Source organism: Massilia orientalis (assembly GCF_030411975.2).
GTDB classification, from domain to species: domain Bacteria; phylum Pseudomonadota; class Gammaproteobacteria; order Burkholderiales; family Burkholderiaceae_D; genus Telluria; species Telluria orientalis.
The window spans coordinates 111,153-137,086 of record NZ_JASNRB020000014.1 but is presented as its reverse complement, the minus strand read 5'-3'; the positions used below and the strand labels follow the sequence as shown (position 1 = coordinate 137,086).

The 25,934-nt window shown below is 66.4% G+C and carries 23 protein-coding genes and 1 pseudogene; 14 read left to right on the top strand and 10 right to left on the bottom strand.

The features are described 5' to 3' along the window. Window positions 1-63: 63 nt before the first annotated feature. Window positions 64-1,443 carry an adenylosuccinate lyase gene (purB, locus tag QPK29_RS22125; protein ID WP_156403889.1) on the bottom strand — a complete coding sequence of 460 codons (1,380 nt, stop codon included), beginning with the start codon at window positions 1,441-1,443 and terminating at the stop codon, window positions 64-66. 165 nt (window positions 1,444-1,608) lie between these two features. Between purB and QPK29_RS22120 the strand changes: the two genes are divergently transcribed. The 7 genes from QPK29_RS22120 (at window position 1,609) to QPK29_RS22090 (ending at window position 10,720) form a co-directional block, all read left to right on the top strand. After that, window positions 1,609-2,223: a glutathione S-transferase family protein gene (locus QPK29_RS22120; RefSeq protein ID WP_160410668.1), complete on the top strand. Its 615-nt coding sequence runs from the start codon at window positions 1,609-1,611 to the stop codon at window positions 2,221-2,223. A 37-nt stretch (window positions 2,224-2,260) separates the two neighbouring features. Continuing rightward, window positions 2,261-3,247 (top strand): LacI family DNA-binding transcriptional regulator, encoded by a 987-nt coding sequence (locus QPK29_RS22115; protein ID WP_082577462.1) that lies wholly within the window; start codon window positions 2,261-2,263, stop codon window positions 3,245-3,247. 214 nt (window positions 3,248-3,461) lie between these two features. After that, on the top strand, window positions 3,462-5,741 hold the full coding sequence (locus tag QPK29_RS22110; RefSeq protein ID WP_371771342.1) for a TonB-dependent receptor domain-containing protein: 2,280 nt from the start codon (window positions 3,462-3,464) through the stop codon (window positions 5,739-5,741). A gap of 6 nt (window positions 5,742-5,747) precedes the next feature. Beyond that, window positions 5,748-7,511 carry an alpha-amylase family glycosyl hydrolase gene (locus QPK29_RS22105; RefSeq protein WP_371771341.1) on the top strand — a complete coding sequence of 588 codons (1,764 nt, stop codon included), beginning with the start codon at window positions 5,748-5,750 and terminating at the stop codon, window positions 7,509-7,511. Beyond that, entirely contained in the window at window positions 7,508-8,452 is a 945-nt protein-coding gene (locus QPK29_RS22100) for a PfkB family carbohydrate kinase (protein ID WP_371771340.1), read from the top strand. The genes QPK29_RS22105 and QPK29_RS22100 overlap by 4 nt, the downstream gene beginning before the upstream one ends. After that, window positions 8,449-9,825, top strand: coding sequence for an MFS transporter (locus QPK29_RS22095; RefSeq protein WP_371771339.1), 1,377 nt, complete (start codon window positions 8,449-8,451; stop codon window positions 9,823-9,825). The genes QPK29_RS22100 and QPK29_RS22095 overlap by 4 nt, the downstream gene beginning before the upstream one ends. Continuing rightward, window positions 9,776-10,720 (top strand): PfkB family carbohydrate kinase, encoded by a 945-nt coding sequence (locus QPK29_RS22090; RefSeq protein WP_371771338.1) that lies wholly within the window; start codon window positions 9,776-9,778, stop codon window positions 10,718-10,720. The genes QPK29_RS22095 and QPK29_RS22090 overlap by 50 nt, the downstream gene beginning before the upstream one ends. Before the next feature lie 137 nt (window positions 10,721-10,857). Here QPK29_RS22090 and bfr read toward each other — a convergent pair whose 3' ends face one another. From bfr to QPK29_RS22075, 3 genes are all read right to left on the bottom strand, one after another. After that, complete coding sequence (bfr, locus tag QPK29_RS22085; RefSeq protein ID WP_056123876.1) at window positions 10,858-11,328, bottom strand: bacterioferritin; 471 nt, start codon at window positions 11,326-11,328, stop codon at window positions 10,858-10,860. A gap of 78 nt (window positions 11,329-11,406) precedes the next feature. Then, window positions 11,407-12,087, bottom strand: coding sequence for a PepSY-associated TM helix domain-containing protein (locus QPK29_RS22080; RefSeq protein WP_082577463.1), 681 nt, complete (start codon window positions 12,085-12,087; stop codon window positions 11,407-11,409). 128 nt (window positions 12,088-12,215) lie between these two features. Beyond that, window positions 12,216-12,434 carry a (2Fe-2S)-binding protein gene (locus tag QPK29_RS22075; RefSeq protein WP_371771337.1) on the bottom strand — a complete coding sequence of 73 codons (219 nt, stop codon included), beginning with the start codon at window positions 12,432-12,434 and terminating at the stop codon, window positions 12,216-12,218. 243 nt (window positions 12,435-12,677) lie between these two features. Between QPK29_RS22075 and QPK29_RS22070 the strand changes: the two genes are divergently transcribed. Genes QPK29_RS22070 through QPK29_RS22060 form a run of 3 tightly spaced genes read left to right on the top strand, consistent with a single transcriptional unit; the run spans window position 12,678 to window position 15,113 of the window. Continuing rightward, window positions 12,678-12,947, top strand: coding sequence for a FeoA family protein (locus tag QPK29_RS22070; protein WP_052170598.1), 270 nt, complete (start codon window positions 12,678-12,680; stop codon window positions 12,945-12,947). 10 nt (window positions 12,948-12,957) lie between these two features. Further along, the gene (gene feoB / locus QPK29_RS22065; protein WP_160410667.1) at window positions 12,958-14,850 is read left to right on the top strand and encodes a ferrous iron transporter B; all 1,893 of its coding nucleotides are present in this window, start codon (window positions 12,958-12,960) and stop codon (window positions 14,848-14,850) included. A gap of 2 nt (window positions 14,851-14,852) precedes the next feature. Further along, window positions 14,853-15,113 (top strand): DUF6587 family protein, encoded by a 261-nt coding sequence (locus tag QPK29_RS22060; protein WP_056329755.1) that lies wholly within the window; start codon window positions 14,853-14,855, stop codon window positions 15,111-15,113. Between the two features lie 87 nt (window positions 15,114-15,200). Here QPK29_RS22060 and QPK29_RS22055 read toward each other — a convergent pair. The 4 genes and pseudogenes from QPK29_RS22055 to QPK29_RS22040 all read right to left on the bottom strand — a co-directional run bounded on the left by QPK29_RS22055 (window position 15,201) and on the right by QPK29_RS22040 (window position 20,549). Further along, window positions 15,201-15,817: pseudogene (locus QPK29_RS22055) on the bottom strand (DUF72 domain-containing protein). Between the two features lie 28 nt (window positions 15,818-15,845). Next, on the bottom strand, window positions 15,846-16,418 hold the full coding sequence (locus QPK29_RS22050) for a PEP-CTERM sorting domain-containing protein (protein WP_371771336.1): 573 nt from the start codon (window positions 16,416-16,418) through the stop codon (window positions 15,846-15,848). Window positions 16,419-16,518: 100 nt separating this feature from the next. Continuing rightward, window positions 16,519-18,453 carry a CocE/NonD family hydrolase gene (locus QPK29_RS22045; RefSeq protein WP_371771335.1) on the bottom strand — a complete coding sequence of 645 codons (1,935 nt, stop codon included), beginning with the start codon at window positions 18,451-18,453 and terminating at the stop codon, window positions 16,519-16,521. Window positions 18,454-18,632: 179 nt separating this feature from the next. Further along, window positions 18,633-20,549: a methyl-accepting chemotaxis protein gene (locus QPK29_RS22040; protein WP_371771334.1), complete on the bottom strand. Its 1,917-nt coding sequence runs from the start codon at window positions 20,547-20,549 to the stop codon at window positions 18,633-18,635. A 259-nt stretch (window positions 20,550-20,808) separates the two neighbouring features. Between QPK29_RS22040 and QPK29_RS22035 the strand changes: the two genes are divergently transcribed. Genes QPK29_RS22035 through QPK29_RS22025 form a run of 3 tightly spaced genes read left to right on the top strand, consistent with a single transcriptional unit; the run spans window position 20,809 to window position 22,658 of the window. Further along, the gene (locus QPK29_RS22035; RefSeq protein ID WP_371771333.1) at window positions 20,809-21,477 is read left to right on the top strand and encodes a glutathione S-transferase; all 669 of its coding nucleotides are present in this window, start codon (window positions 20,809-20,811) and stop codon (window positions 21,475-21,477) included. Between the two features lie 7 nt (window positions 21,478-21,484). Then, window positions 21,485-22,261 (top strand): 5'-3' exonuclease, encoded by a 777-nt coding sequence (locus tag QPK29_RS22030; RefSeq protein ID WP_056123905.1) that lies wholly within the window; start codon window positions 21,485-21,487, stop codon window positions 22,259-22,261. A gap of 13 nt (window positions 22,262-22,274) precedes the next feature. Then, window positions 22,275-22,658, top strand: a complete 384-nt coding sequence (locus QPK29_RS22025; RefSeq protein WP_056123907.1) for a response regulator — start codon at window positions 22,275-22,277, stop codon at window positions 22,656-22,658. Between the two features lie 3 nt (window positions 22,659-22,661). On the opposite strand, the gene QPK29_RS22020 is transcribed toward QPK29_RS22025, so the two are convergent. Further along, entirely contained in the window at window positions 22,662-23,399 is a 738-nt protein-coding gene (locus QPK29_RS22020; RefSeq protein WP_371771332.1) for a GAF domain-containing protein, read from the bottom strand. A gap of 181 nt (window positions 23,400-23,580) precedes the next feature. On the opposite strand from QPK29_RS22020, the gene QPK29_RS22015 reads away from it, so the two are divergent. Then, window positions 23,581-25,359: a putative bifunctional diguanylate cyclase/phosphodiesterase gene (locus QPK29_RS22015; RefSeq protein ID WP_371771330.1), complete on the top strand. Its 1,779-nt coding sequence runs from the start codon at window positions 23,581-23,583 to the stop codon at window positions 25,357-25,359. A gap of 88 nt (window positions 25,360-25,447) precedes the next feature. Here QPK29_RS22015 and QPK29_RS22010 read toward each other — a convergent pair whose 3' ends face one another. Further along, the gene (locus QPK29_RS22010) at window positions 25,448-25,927 is read right to left on the bottom strand and encodes a chemotaxis protein CheW (RefSeq protein ID WP_056123914.1); all 480 of its coding nucleotides are present in this window, start codon (window positions 25,925-25,927) and stop codon (window positions 25,448-25,450) included. Between the last annotated feature and the right edge of the window lie 7 nt (window positions 25,928-25,934).

Below are 25,934 nucleotides of genomic sequence, written 5' to 3'. Positions count from 1 at the left end.
AACTTGGGCCCCCGCCTGCGCGGGGGCGACGTATCAGTTTTCGCGGCGCTATCCGCGGGAGACTTAGATGGCCTTCGCCAGCTGCGCCGCCAGGCCGGTGTAATTCGCCGGCGTCATGGCCAGCAGCAGGTCCTTGGCATCCTGCGGGATCGCCAGCTTGCCGATGAATTCCTGCAGCGCGTCGCGCGTGATGCCCTTGCCGCGCGTGAGTTCCTTCAGTTGCTCGTACGGGTTCTCGATGCCGTAGCGGCGCATCACGGTCTGCACCGGCTCGGCCAGCACTTCCCAGTTCGCGTCCAGGTCCTGCTCCAGGCGCGCCGGGTTCACTTCCAGCTTGTTCAGGCCGCGCAGGCAGCTGTCGTATGCGAGCAGCGCGTAGCCGAAGCCGACGCCGATATTGCGCAGGACCGTGGAGTCGGTCAGGTCGCGCTGCATGCGCGAGACCGGCAGCTTGTCGGCCATGTGGCGCAGCACGGCGTTGGCCAGGCCCAGGTTGCCTTCCGAGTTCTCGAAGTCGATCGGGTTCACTTTGTGCGGCATGGTCGACGAACCGATCTCGCCGGCCTTCAGCTTCTGCTTGAAGTAGCCGAGCGACACGTACGTCCAGATGTCGCGGTTCAGGTCGAGCAGGATCGTGTTCGTGCGCGAGATCGCGTCGAACAGCTCGGCCATGTAGTCGTGCGGTTCGATCTGGATGGTGTACGGGTTGAACGTCAGGCCCAGGCGCTGTTCGATGACGTTCTTCGAGAACGCCGGCCAGTCGAAGCCCGGATACGCGGACAGGTGCGCGTTGTAGTTGCCGACGGCGCCGTTCATCTTGCCGAGGATTTCCACGTCCGCGATGCGTTTCACGGCGCGTTGCAGGCGGGCGACGACGTTCGCGAATTCCTTGCCGAGCGTGGTCGGGCTCGCGGTCTGGCCGTGCGTGCGCGACAGCATCGGCAGGTCGGCGTTCGTGTGGGCGATCTCGGTCAGCCTGGCGATGACGGCCTGCAGCGACGGCAGCAGCACGCCGTCACGCGCAGCCTTCAGCATCATGCCGTGCGACGTGTTGTTGATGTCTTCCGACGTGCATGCGAAGTGGATGAATTCGGAAGCGGCGACCAGTTCCGGCACGTCCTTCACTTGTTCCTTCAGCCAGTACTCGACGGCTTTCACGTCGTGGTTCGTGACGGCCTCGATGTCCTTGATGCGGGCGGCGTCCGCGTCGGAGAAGTCGGCGGCCAGCTTGTCCAGCAGGGCGGATGCGTCGGCGGAGAACGGTTTCAGTTCGGCGAAGCCGGCCTGCGACAGCGCCTGCAGCCAGGCGATCTCCACTTTCACGCGGTGGTGCATGAAGCCGGCTTCCGACAGGATCGGGCGCAGCTTGTCGGTCTTGGCGGCGTAGCGGCCGTCCAGCGGGGACAGGGCCGACAGGGTCGAGGAGGATGCGGTAGAGGTCATGGGAGGAGGGAGGCGGTGAGTGCAAAAACGCGATTCTACCATCGGCAGGCTGGGGTTGGCCGCTTTGTCAAGTCTCATTTGGCCACCGTTGCGGGCGTTTCGCTGGCGTTTGGCGGGCGATAGGCCGATGTTATACTGTCTGCCAATCCACATGACTGAGCATCTATGAAACTCATCGGTTCCTTCACCAGTGCCTACGTGCGCAAGGCGCGTGTCGTCCTGGCAGAGAAAAAGCTCGACTATCAGTTCGAGCTGGAAAACGTCTGGGCGCCGGAAACGAAGATCGTTGCGTCGAACCCGCTGGGCAAGGTGCCGTGCCTCGTGATGGAAGACGGCAGCACGATGTACGACTCGCGCGTGATCGCGGAATACCTCGACACGCTGACGCCCGTGTGCAAGCTGCTGCCCGCGAACAGCCGCGACCGCGCCAACGTCAAGGTGTGGGAAGCGCTCGCGGACGGCGTGCTGGACGCGGCCGTGCTGGCCTACCTGGAGCGCACGTGGCGCCCGGGCGAGCAGCAGAGCCAGGCCTGGTTCGACCGCCAGATGGGCAAGGTGCACGGCGGTCTTGCCGTGATGGCCGAGAACCTCGGCGAGCAGCCGTTCTGCATGGGGATCCATTACACGCTGGCCGACGTCGCCGTCGGCTGCACGCTCGGCTGGCTGTCGTTCCGCTTCCCGGACATCGACTGGCGCAGCGCGTATCCGAACCTGGCGCGCCTGTTCGACAAGCTGTCGGAACGGCCGTCGTTCAAGGACACCGTCCCGCGCACCCACTGACCGTCGCCCAATGACGACGTCGTCCCGGCGGTTGCAAATGGCCGACATCGCACGCCTCGCGGGCGTGTCGACGTCGACCGTCTCGCGTGCGCTCAGCCACAGCCCCCTCGTCAACCAGGAAACGCGCGACCGCATCCTCGACCTCGCGCGCTCGCTGAACTACACGATCAACATCGGCGCGCAAAACCTGCGGCTGCAGCAGAACCGCACGGTGGCCGTCGTGATTCCGATCGAGCAGGCCACGCGCCAGCAGCTGTCCGACCCGTTCTTCCTGTCCATGCTCGGCAGCCTCGCGGACGCGCTCAGCGACCAGGGCTTCGACATCCTCGTCTCGCGCGTCGATGCCGACCAGGTCGACGCCGCCGCCGCCCCGTTCGACGGCGGCCGCGCCATCGGCGTGATCCTGATCGGCCAGGGCCGCCACCACGCTGAACTCAACAAGATGGCCGCGCGCGGCGTGCCGTTCGTCGTCTGGGGCGCGCAGCTGCCGCAGCAGTTGTACACGACGGTCGGCGGCGACAACGTCACGGGCGGCCGCCTCGCGACGGAACGCCTGCTGGCGCAGGGCCGGCGCCGCATCGCCTTCTTCGGCGACACGAGCCTGCCCGAAGTCGAGCAGCGCTACCGCGGGTACGTCGAAGCGCTGGCCGCGCACGGCCTGTCTCCCGATCCGCAACTGCACGTGGCATCGTCGTTCCTGCCCGAGAGCGGCGGCCAGTCCGTCGCGGAGCTGGCCCGGCGCGGCGTCGCGTACGATGCCCTGTTCGCCAGCAGCGACCTGCTCGCGATGAAATCCATCCACGCCATGCGCGCGCAGGGGAAAGACATCCCGGCCGACGTGGCCGTCGTCGGCTACGACGACATCGAATTATCGAGCTACTTCCACCCGCCGCTCACCACCGTCGCCCAGCCGCGCGACGTGGCCGCGCGCGCGCTCGTCGATGCGCTGCTCGTCCTCGTCGACGGCCGCGGCGCACCCTCCGTCCAGCTTCCCACCGAACTGATCGTCCGCGCCAGCGCCTGACCGGGCGTTGCCATTCCGCCCTCGTTGCACATTAATTTGCAAACGTTTGCAATTGCGACGATTTTTTTCCTCCGAAGTGAGAGAATCGCGCATGGCTAGCCGGTTGCAGCGTTTTTGCAACGTTATTGCAATCGTTTGCATTTTTCCAAAAATAGGGAAATAATGGCCACGTGCCTGACAAGGTGCCAACAAATCGAATACAAACGGAGGAGACATGGAAGTTCGCATGAAGCACACGGCGCGTGCCGTGGCGCTGGCTTTGCTGCACCTGGGTGCCGCGTCCGCACAGGAAGCCGCCGCGCCGGCGTCGTCGACCGATGGCCTGAAGATGGAGCGCGTCGTCGTCACCGGCACACCGATCGGTTCGAGCAAGATGAAGTCGAGCGTCTCGGTCAGCACGCTGGAAGCGGACGCCATCCAGAACCTCGCGCCGACCAGCGCCGCCGAAGTGCTGCGTTCGATCCCGGGCGTGCGCTCGGAGTCGTCGGGCGGCGAAGGCAATGCCAACATCACCGTGCGCGGCGTGCCCATCTCCGCGGGCGGCGCGCGCTACGTGCAGATGCAGGAAGACGGCTTGCCGGTGCTGCAGTTCGGCGACTTCAACTTCATCACCCCCGACAGCTACATCAAGATCGACGGCACCCTCGACCACGTCGAAGCCGTGCGCGGCGGCTCGGCCTCGACGCTCGCCACCAACTCGCCCGGCGGCATCATCAACTTCATCTCCAAGAACGGTGCGCAGCAGGGCGGCAGCATCGGTCTCACGCGCGGTCTCGATTACGACAGCACGCGCGTCGACTTCGACTACGGCGCGCCGGTCTCGGAGCGCGACCGCTTCTTCGTCGGCGGCTTCTACCGCCGCGGCGAAGGCATCCGCAACGCGGCCGGCAAGGACGAGCGGGGCGGCCAGCTGCGCGCGAACTTCACGCACGACTTCGACGGCGGCTACGTGCGCGTCTCGCTCAAGCACCTCGACGACCAGAGCCCGACGGCGCTGCCCGTGCCGGTCCTCGTGGGCAACGGCCACATCTCCGAAATCGCCGGCATCGACCCGCGCTACGCGTCGTTCTATTCGCCGTACTGGGTGCAGGACGTCTCGCTCACCAAGGGCAACGGCCACGTTGCGAGCGACGTCAACGACGGCCTGTCCGTGAAGAGCAATGCGATCGGCCTGGAAGGCGCGTTCGACCTGGGCAACGGCTGGACCGTGACGGACAAGTTCCGCAAGGCGTCCAACAGCGGCCGCTTCGTGGGCGTGTTCCCGGCCGACAGCGGCACGGTGGGCAACTATACCTTCGCGACGGGCCCCGACGCCGGCCAGGCCTACAACGGCCGCGCGTTCAACGCCGTCGTCTTCAACACGTCGATCGACGACGCGGGCAACACGCTGAACGATGCGCGCCTGACCAAGACGTTCAAGATCGACGGCGCGAAGCTGAACGTGACAGCCGGCTGGTACTCGTCGCTGCAGAAGCTGGGCCTGACGTGGAACTTCAACCAGTACCTGATGCAGGCGACCGGAGACGATCCCGCGCTGCTGAAGACGGCAAGCAGCACGCCGGGCTACGTCGGCCCGGCATTCGGCGCCTGCTGCTCGCGCGCGGTGGACGTCGAATACCGCACCAACTCGCCGTACGCGAACATCGGCTGGGAGCAGGGCACCGTCAACGTGGACGCCAGCGTGCGCCGCGACCGCCAGCACGCCGGCGGCAGCGCCAACATCGCCACCAATGCCGCCAGCTACCTGCCGGGTACCGTGCAGCGCGTCGACTACGACATCGGCCACACGTCGTATTCGGTGGGCGGCAACTGGAGAATCACACCGTCGCTGGCACTGTTCGCCCGCACGAGCGAAGGCGTGGCGTTCAACGCCGACCGCATCCTGTTCGGCACCCCGCTGGACGGCAGCGCGCCGATCAGCATCAACACGGTGAAACAGCTGGAAGGCGGCGTGAAATGGCGCAGCGGCGGCCTGTCCACGTTCCTGACGCTGTTCCATGCGAAGACCCGCGAAAGCAACTACGAAGCGACGACGCAGCTGTCGACCGCGAACAGCTACGACGCGAAAGGCGCCGAACTGGAAGCGGCCTATCGCGTGGGCGACTTCCGCGTCACGGGCGGCCTCACCTTGACCAATGCGAAGATCACCGCGACGGCACCGGGCGGCGAAGCCACGATCGGCCACACGCCGCGCCGCCAGGCGCACGCCGTGTACCAGCTCACGCCGAGCTACGACCTGGGCGCGGCCAACTTCGGCCTGGCCGTCGTCGGCACCGGTAAAAGCTGGGGCGACGATGCCAATACGCTGGTCCTGCCCGGCTACACCGTCGTGCATGCGTTCCTGAATTACCAGCTGACGCCGAAGGTGCAGCTGTCCCTGAACGCCAACAACCTGTTCAACCGCATCGGCTATACCGAGATCGAAGGCGACGGCCACGCCGCCCGCTCGATCACGGGGCGCGCCGTGAAGGCCAGCGTCAAGTACGCGTTTTAAGGATCCATGAGCACGATGTCCCATCCCCTGCGCCGCCTGCTCGACGGGCTGCCGCCGGCGCGCCACGCCGACGCGCAGCGCCGTTTCGCGCGCCACGAGGCCGTGCTGGCCGACCGCCTGCACCGCCTGTACGGCCATCTGCCCGGCCACGCCGCCTGGTTCGACAACCTGATGGCCGGGATCGGGGGCCTGATGGCCGCGCGCCCGGCCGCGCTGCAGGCGCTCGACGCCGCCCGCGAGGACGAGCCGCGCTGGTTCTGCGCACCGACGATGCTGGGCTACAGCGCCTACGTCGACCAGTTCGGGAGCGACCTGCGCGGCGTGAAAGAGCGTATTCCGCACCTGCGCGACCTGGGCGTCACGTACCTGCACCTGCTGCCGTTCCTGCGTCCGCGCGCGGGCGAGAGCGACGGCGGGTTTGCCGTGGCCAGCTTCGACGAGGTCGACCCGCGCTTCGGCACGATGGCCGACCTGGAAGACCTGACGGCGGCGCTGCGCGAAGCGGGCATCAGCCTGTGCTCGGACCTGATCCTGAACCATGTGGCCGACGACCATCCGTGGGCGCTGGGCGCCCTGACCGGCGACACCGCCATGCGCGCCTTTTTCCACGTGCTGGACGAAGACAAGGCGCGGGCGTATGAGCGTACGCTGGGCCAGGTGTTCCCGCAGGCGGCGCCCGGCAATTTCACGCATGTCCCGGCGCTGGGCGGCTGGGTGTGGACCACGTTCTATCCGTTCCAGTGGGACCTGAACTACGCCAACCCGGCCGTGTTCGAAGCCGTGGCGGTGGCGCTGCTGCGCCTCGCGAACCGCGGCATCGACGTGTTCCGCCTCGACTCCACCGCGTTCCTGTGGAAGCGCCTCGGCACCGACTGCATGAACCAGCCGGAAGCGCATCTGCTGCTGCAGGCGCTGCGCGCCATCGTCGACATCGCCGCGCCCGGGGTGCTGTTGAAGGCCGAGGCGATCGTGCCGACGCGCGAACTGCCCGCGTACTTCGGCGATACCAAGGCGCCCGAATGCCACCTCGCGTACCACAGCACGCTGATGACGGCCGGCTGGGCCGCGCTGGCCGAGGAAGACGCGGACCTCGTGCGCGCGGTCGCCGCCGCCACGCCGCCGCTGCCATCCGGCGCGAGCTGGCTGACCTATGTGCGCTGCCACGACGACATCGGCTGGAAGCACCTGCTGGCCGAAGCGGGCAGTCTCGACCGCCTGGCCGAAGTCGCGCGCACTTACAACGAAGGGCCCGGCGTCGGCTTCCAGGGCGGCCTCGCGACCAACGGCACGGCCGCGGCGCTGAGTGGCGCGGACGGATCCGAGGAAGGCATGCGGCGCCTGCTGCTCGTGCACGGCCTCGCGCTGTGCTTCGGCGGCCTGCCCGTGCTGTACATGGGCGACGAGCTGGCGATGGCCAACGACGACAGCTACCTCGCCGACCCGGCGAAGGCGCACGACAGCCGCTGGATCCAGCGCGCGCCGTTCGACGAAGCGCGTTACGCGGAGCGTGGCGATATCACGACGCCGGCCGGCCGCGCGTACGCGGGCCTGCGCCGGCTGATCCGGCAGCGCCGCGAGACACCGGACCTCGCGGCCGGGACGCCGTGCACGGTGCTGCCCGCCGGCGATCCGGCCCTGCTGGCGCTGGCGCGCGGCGAGCACTTCCTGGGCCTCTTCAATTTTTCCGGCCGCGCGTTGACCGTCGACCTGGCCGCGTACGGCCGCGCCGGCACGGTGACGCTGGCGCCGTGGGATCAGGTGTGGCTATGATGACGCAACGTGTAAATGGAACCGTCGCCGTGTTCGGCGAAGCGCTGGTGGACGACTTCGGCGACCGCCAGGTGATCGGCGGCGCGCCGTTCAACGTGGCGCGCCATTTGGCCGCGCTGGGGCAGGATGCCCTGATGCTCACCCGCGTGGGCCTGGACGAGAACGGCGCCCGCATGCGCGCCGAGTTCGAGCGCTTCGGCCTGCCGATGGCCGGGCTGCAGGTCGATGCGGCCTTGCCGACGGGCCGGGTGCGTGTGGAACGCCACGGCGACGGCGGCCACCGCTTCACGATCCTGCCGCACCAGGCTTATGATGCCATCGAGGCGGAGCCCGCGATGGCGGCCATGACGGCCGCCGCGCCCGCGACGCTGTATTTCGGCACGCTGGCCCAGCGCGAGCCGGCATCGCGCGATACGCTGGCGCGGCTGCTGGCGGCGACCGATGCCTGCCGCTACCTGGACCTGAACGTGCGGGAAGGGCAGGTGACGGAGCGCTGCGTGTTCGCATCGCTGCACGCGGCCGACATCGTCAAGGTCAACGAAGAGGAGTTGCAGGATTTGTTCGGCTGGTACACCCACATGCGGCTCCCGACGGACGACATGGCATGCGCCGACGTGCGCCACGCGTGCGCGACCTTGCTGCGCGTGTTCAACCTGACGGGCCTGATCGTGACGCTGGGGCCGCGCGGTGCCGTGTATTTCGGTGCCGACGGTGCGTATCACGCCACGCCGGCACCATCCGCGCCCGTGCAGCTGGCCGACACGGTGGGTGCCGGCGACGCCTTCTCCGCCGTGTTCCTGCTGGGCCGCGCGCGCGGCTGGGCGCTCGATGCCACGCTTGCCCGCGCCAACGAATTCGCCGGCGCCGTGTGCGGCATCGTCGGCGCCGTCCCGGACGATCATGCGTTCTACCGTCCATTCATCGACCGCTGGGAGCCATGATGGCCAAGCCGCGCATGACGTTCTGGCAGATCGTCAACATGAACATCGGATTCTTCGGCATCCAGTTCAGCTTCGGGCTGCAGCAGAGCAGCATGAGCCCCATCTACAAATACCTCGGCGCCGACGAGGCGAGCCTGCCGTATCTGTGGCTCGCGGGTCCCGTCACGGGCCTGCTCGTGCAGCCGCTGATCGGCGCGATGAGCGACCGCACCGTCAGCCGCTGGGGGAGACGTACGCCATACTTCCTGATCGGCGCGATCCTGTGCAGCCTCGGCCTGCTGGCGATGCCGTACAGCCCGACGTTGTGGATGGCCGCGAGCCTGCTGTGGATCCTCGACTCCGCGAACAACGTGACGATGGAACCGTACCGCGCCTTCGTCAGCGACAAGCTGCCCGCGAGCCAGCACTCGCTCGGCTTCCTCACGCAAAGCGCGTTCACGGGCCTGGGCCAGACGCTGGCCTACCTGACGCCGTCGCTGCTCGTGTGGATCGGCATGGACAAGGATGCCGTCAACGGCAGCCATATCCCGCAGGTCGTCGTCGCGGCATTCCTGATCGGCGCCGTGTGCTCGCTCGTCTCCGTGCTGTGGTCCGTCAAGACGACGCCGGAAGACCCGCTGTCGCCGCACGCGCTGGCGGCGCTGCGCGCGACGCCCGGCGGCTGGCGCCACACGCTGGCGGAGATCGCCGCGGCCGTGCGCGACATGCCGGTGACCATGAAGCAGTTGGCCCTCGTGAAGCTCTTCCAGTGGTACGCGATGTTCTGCTACTGGCAATTCATCACGCTGTCGCTGGCGCGTACCCTGTTCGGCACGAGCGACGCGGCCTCGCCGGGCTTTCGCGACGCGGGTCTCCTCAACGGCCAGATCGGCGCGTTCTACAACTTCATCGCGTTCCTCGCCGCGTTCGCGCTGGTGCCGTTCGCGCGGCGTCACGGGCCGCACGTCGTGCACGCCGTGTGCCTGCTGCTGGCCGGCGCCGGCATGCTCGCGATCCCGCACATCCACACGCCGGTGCTGCTGCTCGTGCCGATGGTCGGCATCGGCCTCGCGTGGGCCAGCATCATGGGCAATCCGTACGTGATCCTCGCGTCCAGCCTGCCGCCGGAACGCACCGGGGTCTACATGGGGATCTTCAACATGTTCATCGTGATCCCGATGATCATCCAGATCTTCACCTTGCCGCTGTACTACCATAGCTGGCTGGGCGGGAACCCGGAAAACGTGATCCGCCTGGCCGGCGCGCTGCTCGTTTGCGCCGCTTTCGCGATGCGGCTGGTGCGCTACAATGCCCCGGGTACGATCGAACGGACGGAGATGGCGTATGGTGAAGTGGAACGGGATGGCGGTGGTGTTCGGCGAGGTGCTCGTTGAGGAAGGCGCGGGCGCCCCGGTCGTGGGCGGCGCCCCGTTCAACGTGGCGCGCCACCTGGCCGCCTTCATGGCACCGCCCCTCTTGATCACCCGCATCGGCGACGACCGCAACGGCGCCGCCGTCCGCGCCGAGTTCGAGCGCTTCGTGATCCCGGAAACGGGCTTGCAGATCGACACGATGGAAGAAACGGGCCGCGCCGTCGTCGAGCGCCAGGGCGCCAGTCATCGTCTCACTTTGCTGCCGCGCCAGGCCTACGATTTCATCGACCCGTCGCTGGCCGCCGCGAGCGTTTCCGGCGGCGCGTACGACACCGTATATTTCGGTACGCTGGCCCAACGCGAAGAACGCTCGCGCCTCGCGCTGGCGGCCGTGCTGGACGCGACGCCGGCGGCCAAGCGCTTCCTCGACCTCAACCTGCGCACGGGCCACGCGACCGAACCGATCGTCACGAAGGCGCTGACGGCGGCCGACATCGTCAAGGTCAACGAGGAGGAATTGCAGGCGCTGTTCCAGTGGTATTTCCAGATCGGCCCGAACGACGCGGCGCTGTCGACGGAAGAGGTGCACGCGGCCTGCCGCGCGCTGATGGACCGCTTTTCGCTGGAAGCACTGATCGTGACCCTGGGCCACCGCGGTTCCGTGTACTTCGGCGCGGACGGCAGCTACGTCGCCACCCGCGACAACCCGGCGCCGCCGTTCGTGATCGACACGACGGGCGCGGGCGACGCCTTCGCCGCCATCTTCATGCTGGGCCGCGCGCGCGGCTGGCCGCTGGAACTCATCCTGGCGCGCGCCAACGAATTCGCCGGCGCGATCTGTGCGGTCAGCGGGGCGGTGCCTGCCGACATGGGTTTCTATGACAAGTGGGTCGCACGCTGGCGCGAGGCATCTTAAAAAGGAACCTCGAGAAACCGTCGCGAGCGGAAGCAATGTTGGCCGAGAAGCGCAGCCGTACTTACGGTACGGCCGGTCCGCCGTAGCGGAGCATCGGAGGCCAACAGTGCGACGCGCAGCAGGTTTATCGACGTTCCTTATTCGCCCATCTGCGATTGCAGGTAATTCTGGATGCCGACCTTGACGATGAGGTCGAGCTGCGTCTCCAGCCACTCGATGTGTTCCTCGGTGTCTTCGAGAATCTCCAGCAGCAGGTCGCGCGACACGTAGTCGTGCGCGATCTCGGCGGCGGCGATGCCTTCCTTGACCGTGACCTGGGCCGCGCGTTCCAGCTTCAGGTCGCATTCCAGCATCTCCTGTACCGATTCGCCGATCAGCAGCTTGTGCAGCGCCTGCAGGTTCGGCAAGCCGTCGAGCATCAGGATGCGGTCGATCAGGCGGTCGGCATGCTTCATCTCGCCGATCGATTCGTCGTATTCTTTCTTGCCCAGCTTGTCGAAGCCCCAGTGCCTGTACATGCGTGCATGCAGGAAATACTGGTTGACTGCGGTGAGCTCGTTGGTCAGCTGAGCGTTGAGCAGCCGGATGATGTTGGGATCGCCCTTCATGGATTGCCTTTTCGTGCGGTTGTCGTCATAGCATCATAGCAAACCACGAGCCAGGCGGGGGCATACGGTGGAGGAGGGTCATATCGCCGCCAGTGCCAGACCGCCCGCCGCCAGCAACGACACGGCCCCGATCACGATGCCCACCGTGCGCCGCCGGTTGGTGAGCGACCACAGCACGACGCCGGACAGCGACAGCAGGATGATGGAACCGGCCAGCGTGTCCACGAGCAGGATCCATGCGGCACTCATGCCCACGCCCTTGTGCAGGTTGACGAGGGTGCCGAAAACATTGTTCTCGGCGCGCTTGACGGTGACATAGCTGTTACCGACCCAATACTCGGCCTGGACATTGCCGGACGGTGAAGTAAAACTGGCGCTCCAGCGCGCGGGCTGGATCAGGGACTTGTCGCCCCACGCGACCGGGCGCGCCGCCTCGGCTGTTACGCGTCCGGGCTCCGGCTCCAGCCGCAACGAGCGCTTGAGCCAGGTCGCCAGCGCCTGCGGACTGCCGGGTGACGGACTGGGCAAGGGAACCTGGACCGTGGACGCCTGCGCCTGGACGGCGGGAATTTTCATCACGGCACGGTGGTTGAGGAGGATGCCAGTGCTGCCGAACAACAGGCCGAGCACGGCGCCCCATAGACCTATCCAGCCATGCGTCTTGCGCAGCCATTTGACCATGACGGCGCGACGCGACGGCTGCGGGGGCGGCTGGACCGTAAAGGGCGCTTGGGGTGGGCGGAACGGGATTACGGGCATGGGAGTGAAATCCGGATGCGTCGGAAGTCACATATTACCAAGACCGGGTCGTGCATGGTCGGGTGCACGTACCGATTTTGCATGGCAATATCGGGCGCCGCGGCGGCCTGCGCGGGAAGATGCGTGGATCAGGCGACGAGCCTGTCGGCCGGCGCACGGCGCAGCTCGGTGACGACAGTCTTGCTTTCCAGGTGCTCGTGCATCACTTCGCGCGCATAGCTGACGCATTTGCCGCAGCAGGTGCCGACGCCCAGTTCCTTGTACAGGTCGGCCATCGACGTGAGGCCGAGGTCGACCGCCTGGCGGATTTCGCGGTCGGAGATGTTATTGCAGACACAGACGATCATGGACGGTTCCGGTGGTGGATGCATCACAGGCCGTTGCTTCTTGGTCTATAATGCGAATCATTCTCATTACCCTTCGTATTCTGCTCAAGTTGGATCGCGAATGCAAGCGTTTTTGTTGCGTTGTTGCGTTAAATGAAGGCTGAGAGATCGGAAGTAGACAAACCGCAAATAGAAATAATTCGCATTTAGGTTTATGATGTACCCAACCGTAAAAGCATCGCATCACTACCCGGAAGCGACACCATGACTCTTGCTCCTACCCTGACCACGCTCGACAGCCTCAAGGCCGGCCAGAGCGGCACCGTGATCCATCTCGCGCCGAACGCGGTCGGCAGCCGCGACGGCGGCATCGACGTGTCGCGCCGCCTGATGGAACTGGGCTTCGTGCCGGGCGAGCGCATCCGCATGCTCAAGCGCGGCCTGCCCGGCGGTCCGCTGGCGGTCAAGGTCGGCCAGTCGACGTTCGCCCTGCGCCGCTTCGAGGCGGCGCTGGTCTCGATCCAGCCGGAGTAATGGAACCAATATGGGAGCAGTAGATCAGCAGGTCCAGGCGGCCGCAAAAACGCCGCTCATCGCCCTGCTGGGTAATCCGAACTGTGGCAAGACTGCCCTGTTCAACCGCCTGACCGGCGCGCGCCAGAAGGTCGCGAACTACGCCGGCGTCACCATCGAACGCAAGGAAGGCAGCTTCACGCTGCCGGGTGGCCGCGCGTTGCGCGTGCTCGACCTGCCGGGCGCCTACAGCCTGAACGCCCACACGCCCGACGAAGCGATCACGCGCGACGTCGTCGCCGGCCTGCGCGCCGGCGAGCAGACGCCGGATGCCGTCGTCTGCGTCGTCAACGCGACGAATTTGCGCCTGAACCTGCGCCTCGTCCTCGAGATCAAGCGCCTGGGCCTGCCGATGGTGCTGGCGCTGAACATGGTCGACGTGGCGAGGAAGCGCGGCATCGAGATCGACACGGCGCGCCTGTCGAAAGAGCTGGGCATGCCCGTCATCGAGACCGTGGCCATCCAGGCGGGCGGCGAGAAGGGCCTGCTGGCGGCGCTGGAAGCCATGCCGTTCGACCTGCAGATCAAGCCGAACCCGCTGTCGGCCATCGACGCCGTCCCGGTCGAGGAAACGCAGCGCGAGGTGCGCCGCATCATCGACGCGACGGTCGGCTTCGACAACGACAAGGGCAATCTGAGCGAGCAGATCGACCACGTCGTGCTGCACCCGGTGATCGGCCCCGTCATCCTGGCGGCCACGATGTTCCTGATTTTCCAGGCCGTGTTCAGCTGGGCCGCCGTGCCGATGGACCTGATCAAGAACGGCGTCGACGCCATCGGCCAGTGGGTCGGCGGCGCCATGGCCGATGGCCCGCTGCGCAGCCTGATCGTCGAGGGTATCCTGGGCGGCGTCGGCAGCGTGCTCGTGTTCCTGCCGCAGATTTTGATCCTGTTCTTCTTCATCCTCGTGCTGGAGGATTGCGGCTACCTGCCGCGCGCCGCGTTCCTGCTCGACCGCATGATGGGCGGCGTCGGCCTCTCGGGCCGCGCGTTCATCCCGCTGCTGTCGTCGTTCGCCTGCGCGATTCCCGGCGTGATGGCCGCGCGCACGATCCAGAATCCGCGCGACCGCCTCGTCACGATCATGATCGCGCCGTTGATGACGTGTTCCGCGCGCCTGCCCGTGTACGCGCTCGTGATCGCGGCGTTCATCCCGAACCGCGAACTGGCCGCCGGCATCAACCTGCAGGGCATGGTGCTGTTCCTGCTGTACGCGGCCGGCATCATCAGCGCGATGGCCGTCGCTTATGTATTCAAACGCACGATGGGCGCCAAGGGCCACCAGCCGCTGATGCTGGAACTGCCCGCCTACCACTGGCCGCACCTGAACAACCTGGCGTTGGGCCTGTGGGAACGCGCGCGCATCTTCATCACCCGCGTGGGCACCGTGATCCTCACCCTGATGGTGCTCGTCTGGTTCCTGTCCAGCTTCCCGGGCGCACCGGAAGGCGCGACGCATCCGCCGATCTACTACAGCATCGCGGGCATGCTGGGCCGCGCATTGGCCGTCGTGTTCGAACCGATCGGCTTCGGCTGGCAGATCTGCATCGCGCTCGTGCCGGGCATGGCCGCGCGCGAAGTGGCCGTCGGCGCGCTGGGCACGGTGTACGCGTTGTCGGGCGGCGGCGACGACGTGGCCAGCTCGCTGACGCCGATCATCGCCGCATCGTGGAGCCTGCCGACGGCGTTGTCGCTGCTCGCATGGTATGTGTTCGCGCCGCAGTGCCTGTCGACGCTGTCCGTCGTGCGCCGCGAGACGGGCAGCGTGCGCTACGCGCTGCTGATGGCCGGCTACATGTTCGCGCTCGCGTACACGGCCTCGTTCCTGACCTTCCACATCGCACGGTCCGTGCTGGGGAGCTGATCATGCTGCAATACCTGATCGTCGCAGTCATCGTCGCCTTCGCCGCGCTGTATGCGGCGGTCAAGTACCTGCCCAAGGCGTGGCGCGAAAAGCTCGTCTACAAGCTGTCGGGCGGCACCGGCCGTGGCCGCATCGTGCAGTGGCTCGGTACAGATTCGAGCTGCGGCAGCGGGTGCGATACGTGCGGCACGTGCGAGACCGAGCCGCTGCCCGAGAAGGATGCGAAAGGGCGCAAGATCATCCAGGTGCACGTCCAGCGCTAAAACCCGTCGCCCCCGTGAAGGCGGGGGCCCAATTCTGTAGGCGTCGACGCAAAGTACTTGGATTCCCGCCTGCGCGGGAACGACGGTTCATGCCGTCCCAAGAATTCCCATCAACCGCTTCGCATCGAACGGCGCCCTGACCTTGATGTCGTTGTCGAAGTAGCAGTACACATCCCCATTCTCCGCCCAGGCGCGGATGCGCGCGGCCCAGCGTTCCAGCGATGCGTGCTCGTACCCGCTCGCATACAGCTCGTGCACGCCGTGCAGGCGGATGTAGACGAAGTCCGCCGTCACGTCATCGACCTCCAGCCATTTGCCGGCCGTATCGGCCACCACCAGCGCCACGTTGTACTTGCGCAGCAGCGGCGGGAGCTGCCACAGGAAGGGCCCGAGCTTCTCGCGCAGCGCGAACACGCCCGACGCGAGCACGTTGGCGAGCGGCGTCTCGATGCCGCGCAGCTTGAGCATGTGGGTGAGGAAGCGGTTGCCCTTCACGGCGAAGATGAAACCGGGCGGCGTTGCGTCGTACCACGCCGCGTAGCTGGATGGGCGCTGCAGCGAATAAAAGGAACCGTTGATCTCGATGGTGGGCAGGGCGCGCGATCCGGTGCCAGTTCGCGCGCCTGCGCGAGGCCGGGCGGATAAAACACCCCGCGCCATGGTTCGTAACGCCAGCCCGAGATGCCGATGTAGATTGCGCCCATGCCCCCAGTCTAGGGCAAACCGCGGAAATCAGGCGCGCCGGCGGCGCCACAATCCGATGCCGCCCACGCCCGCCAGCAGCATCGCCCACGTGGGCGCTTCCGGCACGGCCGGCACCGATTCCGTGCCGGGCAGGGCGGCCGACATCGTGAATGTCGTACCGTCCGTCCACAGCAGGTGGTGTTCCGAACCGCCGTACGGGTTGAACTGGTAGTCGTAGACCATCTGCCCCGTCGTGACGAAATGGCCGCCGCCGTAGAGACCTTCGGGATCGCTGGAATACTCGCTGACGCCGAACGACAGGCCGCTCTCCGCGGAGAAGCGGAAGCTGTCGGCGTCGCAGTGGTAATAGGTATTGCTGCCCGCGGCGCAGGCCACGTAGTCCTTCGCATCGACCAGCAGCGACGTCAGCTCGCCCCGCTCGAGGACCCCGTCGCCGTTGGCATCGACGCCGGTGAACGAACCGTCGATGCGCAGGCCGGGCAGGAAGGCGGCGGCTTCCTGGTCGTAGAAGCCGGTGTAGCTGAAGGCCCAGTGAGACGTCTGGGCGTGGGCGACTGTGCTGGCCAGCAGCAGGGCGCCGGCGGTGGCGATGAATTTCATTGGCAGGACCTCGTGGAGCGACAAGGGACAGCCTACCTTTCCGTCCACGAAAGTCCTACGGATTTAACATATGTGTCGCCGCTCAGCCACAGTGCATGAATTACTTCCCGGCTTGCACCACCGGCAGCTCGATCGCGCTCTCCAGTCCGGGCGCGTGATAGACGCGCTGCGTCGCCTTGCGATAATCGCCCGGCTTGGCGTAGAAGATGTTCGGCACGAACGTCTGCGGGTTGCGGTCGTACAGCGGGAACCAGCTGGACTGGATCTGCACCATGATGCGGTGGCCCGGCAGGAACACGTGGTCGACGTTCGGCAGCGCGAAGCGATAGCGCTCGGCCTTGTTCGCGGGGATCGCGGCCGGCTTGTCCAGGCCCTGGTAGTAGCGGCCGCGGAAGATGTCCATCGCGATCGGCAGCTGGTAGCCGCCCATTTCCGGCTGCGCCGCGACTTCGTCCGGGTACACGTCGATCAGCTTGACGACCCAGTCGCTGTCCGTGCCCGACGTCGACGCGTACAGGTCGACCATCGGCTGGCCGGCCAGCTGCAGCGGGGCGGTGAGCGGAGCGGTCGTGTAGGTCAGCACGTCGGGGCGATCCGAATAGCTGCGCTGGTCCGTCACGAGCCACGGCTTCCACACGTTGGCGTCGTTCAGGTGCACGGGACGGGGCACGAACGGCACCGGCTTCGCCGGATCGGACACGTATTCGTCGAATGCGGCCGTCTTGTCGGCCTTGCCCTGCGCCTTCTCGAACGCGAGGCCGAAGCCCGGCTTCAGGTACAGCGGCGTGGCGGCCGGCACGAGCGGCCACTGGTCGAGACGGCGCCAGCGATTGACGCCGGTCTGGTACGACCACACGGGCGGCGTGTCGAACGCGGGGGCGCCATCCTTCAGGTACTGGTTGAAGAACGGGAGCATGACTTCACGGCGGAATTCGCGCGCGGTGTCGCCCGTGAATTTCAGCGCGCCCAAGGTCGAGCCTTCGTAATTGACGCCACTGTGGCGCCACGGGCCCACCACCAGCGAATTCAGTTTATTGGTCCTGTCCTGCGGCTCGACGGCGGCATAGGTTGCGTAGGCGCCGTAGATGTCTTCCTGGTCCCAGCGGCCGACGACGGTCATCGTCGGCACGGCCAGCGGACGCCTGGCGAGGATCTTGTCCAGCGCCTGCTCCTGCCAGTAGTTGTCGTAGGCCGGATGCTCGAACAGCTTCTTCGTGAAGTTCAGCTGGTCGACACCGTAGAGGTGCGCGAAGTCGGAAGTGGAGCCCGCGCGCAGCCAGGCGTCGTAGTCGTCGTTGATGCCGGTGACGATCTTCTCGCCTTCGCCGCGCGCTGCGTTCTGGCTGGCGATGTAGGCGAGGTTCGGGTTGCGGAACGCGCCGTTGTGGAACCAGTCGTCGCCGCGCCAGCCGTCGACCATGGGGCTCATCGGCACGGCGGCCTTCAGCGCCGGGTGCGGGTCGACGAGGGCCATCAGCACGGTAAAACCTTCGTAGGACGAGCCGACCATGCCGACCTTGCCGTTCGATTGCGGGATATTCTTGATCAGCCAGTCGATCGTGTCGTACGCGTCGGTCGTGTGGTCGACTTGTGTGTTGTTCAGCGGGCCGCGCACGGGGCGCGTCATCACGTAGTCGCCTTCCGAGCCGTACTTGCCGCGCACGTCCTGGAATACGCGGATGTAGCCGTTCTCGATGAAGGCGTCGTCACCGTCGCCGAGAATCGACGTGATGTGCGGGCTCTTCATGCGGCCCGCGCGGCCCGAGGCGTTGTACGGCGTGCGCGTCAGCATGATCGGCGCCTTGCCGTCCATGATGCTCTTCGGGATCACGATCACGGTATGCAGCTTGACGCCGTCGCGCATCGGGATCATGACGTCCTGCTTGACGTAGTCGGCGTTCGGGACCGTCGTCTCGAATTTTCCGGCCGGGATATCCGGCGCCATCGGTGACGTCTGGGCGTGCGCGGCGCTGGCGAAGGCGGCGGCAAGCACGAGGGAAAGGACGGACAGGGACGGCAGGCGGTAACGCGGCATCGGATTGGTCTCCACGGGACGGTTGAGTGAGCAATCTTGGATAAAGATTGCAACCGAGCATGGTACCGAACCGTGGAAAAGTCTGCAAACGCGCCACCAAAACACCGGGGTCAGAGCCCTGTTTTTGGAAATTTCCCAAAAACGGGCTCTGACCCCGGTTTAAAGAAATGGTCTGGGGATCAGGCGGGCAGGAGCTTGCGGCCTGCCGGTGTCGCGACGGCCGGCGTGCTTGCGGCCAGCTTGAAGGTGCTGACGACGGCATCCAGTTCGCGCGCCTGTTCCTGCAGCGCGGCTGCGGCGGCGGCGGCTTCTTCGACGAGGGCCGCGTTCTGCTGCGTCGCGTCGTCCATCTGCGCGATCGCCTGGTTGACCTGCGCGATGCCCAGGCTCTGTTCCTGGCTGGACGCCGCGATGTCGCGCATCAGGACTTCCGCACGGCGCACCGAGGCGACGATCGCTTCCATCGCGTGGCCCGCGCCGTCGGCCAGCGTGCTGCCCGCGTCGACCTTGGCGACCGAGTCCAGGATCAGCTGGCGGATCTCTTTCGATGCCGCCGCCGAGCGCTGCGCCAAGGTGCGCACCTCGCCCGCGACGACGGCGAAGCCGCGGCCCTGTTCGCCCGCGCGCGCGGCCTCCACGGCCGCGTTCAGCGCGAGGATATTGGTCTGGAAGGCGATGCCGTCGATGACGCCGATGATCTCGGCAATCTTGCGCGAGCTTTCCGTGATGGCGCCCATCGTGCGCACGACTTCCGCCACGACGGCGCCGCCTTTCTCGGCCGACTGCGCCGTCTCGGACACGAGGCGGTTCGCTTCCATCGCGTTATCCGCGTTGTGGCGCACGGTGGTCGTCAGTTCTTCCATCGCGGCCGCCGTCTCTTCGATGCTCGACGCCTGCGCTTCCGTGCGCGCCGACAGGTCCAGGTTGCCGCGTGCGATTTCCTCGGTGGCGTCGGCGATCACATGGCTGCTGTCGCGCACCTTGCCGATCGTGCCGCTCAGCGAGCCGACGAAGCGGTTGAACGCCTGCGCCAGCTTGCCGACTTCGTCCTCGCCGTCCGCCTGCAGACGGCGGCTCAGGTCACCTTCACCGTCGGCGATCTCGCCCAGCATGCAGGCCGCGCCCATCACCGGCGCCGAGATGGCGCCCGCGACGAACCAGATCGCGGCGAGACCGACGGCACCGCCGACGAGGGCGGCAACGATGGCGGACACTGCGGCCGTCTGTCCGATGTTACCGAGCACTTCGGCCTCCGGCACCTCGGCCACGACGTACAGGTTCAGCTCCGGCACATACGACGAGGCGACGAACTGGCGGCCCGCCGGCGCGTCGTAGCGGCTCGAGGCGAATGCTTGCTTGCCCAGCAGAGAACGTACGAGTTCGGGCGTGAAACCGGGCTGCTTGTCGAGGGTGTGGTGGCCGTCGAGCAGGCTGCGGTCGCGGTGGACCAGCAGCGTACCGTCATTGCTCACCAGGTAGACGTAGCCGGATTTGCCGAGGCGGTAGCTGCGGATGCTGTTCGCCAGCGCTTCGGCGGACAGGCCCAGTCCGGCGATCGCCAGCTTGCCGCCCGGCGTCTGCACGCGCGAGTCGATGAACAGCGTGTAGACGCCCGTGGTGCCATCCTTGTCCAGGTTGAGCGAATAGGACACACCGCTGTCCAGGAATTTCTTGAACCACGCATCCTTGTCCGACTGCTTGTCGATCGTGCGGTCGAACCCTTTTTCGGTGAAGTATTTCGACGTCGTGTCCGATACCCAGAACACGGTGGCCGCGTGGTTGGCCTCGAACAGGCGCCTGGACTGCGCGGTCCACGCGGCGAGGCCGTCGTCCGGATTGCCGGCGTCTTCCCACGCCTGCAGGAAAGTGTTGTTCGCCAGTGTCTGCGAGATCGCGGCGGGTTCCGCGATCTGGCGCTGGATGTCGTTGCGGATGGCGCTGATCCGCGCAGGCAATTCATTGTCGACGACGCGCTCGCGCATCTGCGCGCTCGTCATCGAAATGGACAAGGTGGAGGAAATGGCGATGAAGACGAGCAGGCACACGCCCATGCTGAGCATGAGCTTGCTGCGGATGCCGAGTTGACGAAAGTTCATGAGCGTGAATTGATTTGTGGAAAGTCACATGGAGTGTAATCAGGGAAGCGTTGGATGAAGCCCGTCATTCGTGAACTTCGTCAAATTACATGCCTTGACGCGGCATCTCTACAACGTTCTTTTATAGTCTTGTAAATGGTCAGGGAGCTGATCTTTCCAGCGATATATGGGCTATCTTCCCTGGAGTATGTTGTCGGTTTGCTTCTGGTCGGCACGCAAGAATGCTAAGCTACCGCCTTTCCCATCCTGGTACACGCTGATGATCGTCGTCCATCACCTGAACAACTCGCGCTCCCAGCGTATCCTGTGGCTGCTGGAAGAACTGGGCCTGGACTACGAGATCAGGAAATACCAGCGCGATCCGAAGACGATGCTGGCGCCGCCCGAACTGCGCGCCGTGCACCCGCTCGGCAAGTCGCCCGTGATCCAGGATGGCGACACGATCGTCGCGGAATCCGGTGCGATCGTCGAATACCTCGTCGACCGTTACGGTCCGGCGCTGGCGCCAAAGCCGGGCACGCCCGAGCGGCTGCGCTACACGTATTTCCTGCACTACGCGGAAGGCTCGGCGATGCCGCCGCTGCTGTTGAAACTCGTATTCGACCAGGTGGAGAAAAGCCCGGCGCCGTTCTTCGTGCGTCCGATCGCCAAGGCCATCGCGAACAAGGTCAAGAGCAGTTACGTGCTGCCGCAGATCCGCCAGCACCTGGCGTACCTGGAGGGGGAATTAAGCACGCACACGTGGTTCGCGGGCGACGCGTTTTCCGCCGCCGACATCCAGATCAGCTTTCCGCTGGAAGCGGCAGCCGCGCGCGGCGGATTGGATGGGCAATATCCGAACCTTGTCGCCTTCCTCGGCAAGATCCACGCGCGCCCGGCCTACAAGCGTGCGCTCGAACGGGGCGGACAATACGATTTTGTGAAGTAAGAGACACATGGCGAAGCTGCTGGCCATCGACGGCCTGAACATCGTGCGGCGCGTATACGAGGCGAGTCCCGAACCGGACTCCGACCTCAAGGCGAGCATCGCCCTGCGCCACGCGTTCTCGTCGTTCCGCAACCTGCTCGAAGCGCACGCGCCCACGCACGTGCTGGCCGCGTTCGACTACGGCGGCCCCACATGGCGGCACGCGCTGTATCCGCGCTACCGCGAAGGCCGGGCGCCCATGCCGGGCGTGCTGCGCGAGGCGCTGCCGGAATTCCACGACCGCCTGCGCAGCGTCGGCCTGCACGTGCTGATGCTGCCCGAGGTCGAGGCCGACGACGTCATCGGCACGGGCGTGATGCGCTGGCTGGCGGAGGGGCGTGGCGATGCCGTCGTCGCCACCACCGACAAGGACTTGCACCCGCTGATCGCGCACGGCGCGCTCGTGTGGGATCATTTCAAGGGAGAGTGGCACGACGATGCCTGGGTGCGCAACAAGTTCGGCGTCGCGCCCGAACGCCTGCACGACCTGCTGGCGCTGATGGGCGACCCGACGGACGGCGTGCCGGGCGTGTCGAAGATCGGCATGAAGACGGCGGCGCGGCTGCTGGGCGCGTACGGCGACCTGGACGCCGTCATGGCCGGCGCCGGCATCCTCAAGACGCCGCTGGGCGAACGCCTGCGCGCGGAACGCGAGATCCTCGAGGTGTCGCGCAAGCTGGTGCAACTGAAGACCGACGTGCGGCTGGGCGTCACGTGGAACATGCTGGCCTACGAGTCAGACTGAAGAAAGGAAATCGATGCTCAAGGCGATCATCGTCGACGGTAGCGCCGTCGCGCGCGGCCTCCTCAACACGGTGCTGACGGACGGCGGCTACGACGTGGCCGGCCAGGCCCATACGGCGGCGGCCGGATTCGCGCTCGCGCTCAGGCACCAGCCGCACATCTTCTGCATCGCGCGCGAACAGTTCGAGGATGGCCGGGAAGCCGTCGACCAGCTGCGCGCGCAACTGCCCAAGACGCTGATCTTCATGGTCTCCGGCTCGCTCGACGCGCCCGCCATCCAGGCCGCGGTCGCGGCCGGCGTGCACGGCTTCATCGTCAAGCCGTTCAAGGCCGACACGGTGCTGCGCACGATCCGCAATACCGTCATCTCCATCGTCAAGAAGCACCGCGGGCCTTGACCTTCAGGTTCGGCGCCGCAGCTCCTCCACGGCGATGGCCGCCAATTCCTGCAATGCCTTGATCTCGCGCGCGCGCAGGCGGCGCGGCTCGCTGTCCAGCACGCACAGTGTGCCGAGCGCATGGCCGCCCGCATCGACCAGCGGCACGCCGGCGTAGAAGCGCACGCGCAGCGGTCCCGTGACGAGCGGGTTGGCGGCAAAGCGCGCATCGCGCGACGCGTCTTCCACCATCAACGGTTCTTCCTGCACGATCGCATGGCTGCAGAAGGCCCAGTCGCGCGGCGTTTCCGCGAGGTCGACGCCGGTGCGCGCCTTGAACCACTGGCGGCGCGACGTCAGCACCGTGACCAGCGCCATCGGACAATCCGTCACCTGCGTTGCCAGCCACGTCAGGCGGTCGAACACGGGCTCCGGCGCCGAGTCCACCAGGCCGCTCGCCGCGACGGCGGCGAGGCGTGCCTTTTCGTCCGGCGGCACAGGATGTCCCGGCGCGTGACCGGGGCGAAATTCGGGATCGGTGGCCAGCCCGGCCCGGGGTGGCGCTTGCCCGGCCTTGGCGGCCAGCAGGCGCGTCACGGCGGACAGGCGCACGCGCCGGTGGCCGCCCGGCGTCTTCCACGAGGGCAGGGCGCCGCTCTCCAGCCAAAGCTGGGTCGTGCTGACGGCCACGCCGAGCAGGCGCGCGGCGGCGGCGGTGGTGAGGACGGGATCGTCCGAATCGTCGATGCGGGGTGTCGGCATGGTCACGGCATTCTACTTGTATAGGTGTCATTCATCAACGAAATTGACGGATTTGAGTTGTTGCTTTGCCGGATATCCGGCAAGTATTTGATTATATGACTCAAGTATTTGTTGACTATCGGAAATTTGCCGATCAGAATCCAATAAATTAGTCAAATCCGTCAAATCAAGTAAGGCAACCATGCCCCTGTCCCACCTCCGCCCGCGCGGCGAAGCCGCCCGTCTCGATGTGTTGCGCAAGCTGAACCTGCTCGACACGCCCCCGAGCGAGGCCTTCGACCGCATCACCCGCATGGCCGCCCAGTTGTTCGGGCTGCCCATCGCGGCCGTGTCGCTGACGGACAGCAACCGCCAGTGGTTCAAGTCGCGCGTGGGCGTCGAGCACGACTCGATCCCGCGCATGAAGGCGCCATGCGGGCAGGTGGCCGACGAGCGCGCGCTGCTGGTCATCGAGGACCTGCAGCTGGATGCGTGCTATCACGACGGCGTGCTGGCCGCGTCCGGCGTGCGTTTCTACGCGGGCGCGCCGCTCGTCACGCACGACGGCTGGTGCCTGGGCGCGATGTGCGTGCTGGGCCCGAGCCCGCGCACGATCACGGACGCCGAGCGCGTGGCGCTGACCGACCTCGCGGCGATGGTGATGGAACAGATCGAGCTGCAGCATGCGCTGGGCCGCGTCGACGCCGTCAGCGGCCTGCCGAACCGCACGCAATTCCTCGACGATTTCAAGGACCTCACCATGGACTGCCCGCGCGGCGAACACCGCCTCGCCGCGCTCGTGAACCTGGCGAGCCCGGAGCAGCTGGGCAACGCGATGCGCGCGATGGGCGCGGCCTACCTCGACGAAATCGTCGGCGAGGCCGTGCGCATGCTGGACGCGACGATCGGCAAGACGAGCACCGTGTACCACATCGGCGCGACGGAATTCGCCTTCATCGCGCCAGTGGGCATCGAGCTGGATGCGTTCTACGCGGACCTGGGAGACTGGCTGCGCCAGCGTGCGCAATCGGTGACGTCGCGCTTCGTGACGACGGCGACGGTGGGCATCGTGCCGTTCCAGATCGGCCCTACGGCGTGCGCGGACCTGCTGCGCAACCTGCACTCGGCCGCGCGCCATGCGTTCGAGATGGACCGCAACGTGTCCGTGTTCTCGTGGGAGCAGGATGCCGTGTACCGGCGCCGCTTCTGGCTCATCAACGAATTCGGCGCGGCGCTCGAGAACAGCGGCCAGCTGCGCCTCGTGTACCAGCCCAAGGTCGACCTGGACAGTGGCGCGTGCATCGGCGCGGAAGCGCTGCTGCGCTGGACGCATCCGACGTTCGGCGACGTGTCGCCGGCCGAGTTCATTCCCATCGTCGAGCAGACGTCGATGGTGCGCGCGACCACGCGCTGGGTCGTGGAGACGGCACTGCGCCAGCTGGCGGCGTGGTGGGAAGCGGGTATCGAACTGCAGGTGGCCGTCAACGTGTCGGCCGTGAACCTGCTGGAGCCGGACTTCTGCGAGCGCATCGTCGACGGCCTGCGCCGCCACGGCCTGCCGGCAGCCAGCCTCGCGCTGGAGATCACGGAGAGTGCCCTGATGAAGAACCCGCGTCTGGCCGAGGCCACCCTGCAGGCGCTGGATGCGGCCGGCGTGCGGCTCGCGATCGACGATTTCGGCACGGGCTACAGCAGCCTGGCCTATCTGCAAAGCCTGCCGGCGCAGGTGGTCAAGATCGACCAGTCGTTCGTGCGCGGCATCGAACGCGACGAGCGCAAGCGCTCACTGGTGGCGGCGATGATCAAGCTGTCGCACGACCTGGGGCACCGCGTGGTGGCGGAAGGGGTGGAGACGGCGGACGTCGTGGATGTGCTGAAGCAGGCGGATTGCGACGAAGCGCAGGGCTATCTGTATGCGCGGCCGCTGGCGCCGCAGGCGTTCGTGCAGTGGGTGGAGAAGAGAGCTGCCGTGGCAGCCTGACGTCATCCCCGCGAAGGCGGGGAGCCATACTGAGTTCGCGTTTCCGCACACTCTGCATGGGTTCCCGCCTGCGCGGGAACGACGTTGATCAGGCCGCGTCTTTCGCCGCGGCCAGCAACCCCATCTCTTCCGACCCGAGCAGCTTGTCGATATCGAGCAGGATGAGCATGCGCTCGTCGACGGTGCCCAGCCCGCGCAGGTATTCGCCCGACACGGTGGCGCCCAGGTCCGGCGCCGGCTTGATCTGGTCCGGCGTCAGCGTGACGACGTCCGAGACGCTGTCCACCACCATGCCGATCGTATGGTTGTTGATGTTCAGGACGATCACGACGGTGAACGCGTCATACGTCGGCGCGCCGACGTTGAACTTGATGCGCATGTCGACGATCGGCACGATGCTGCCGCGCAGGTTGACGACGCCCTTCAGGTACTCGGGCGCGTTGGCGATGCGCGTGACGGCGTCGTAGCCACGGATTTCCTGGACCTTCAGGATGCTGATGGCGTATTCCTCGCCGCCCAGGCGGAACGACAGCACTTCGGTCGCGTTGTTGACGATGTTTTCGGCCATTGATAAT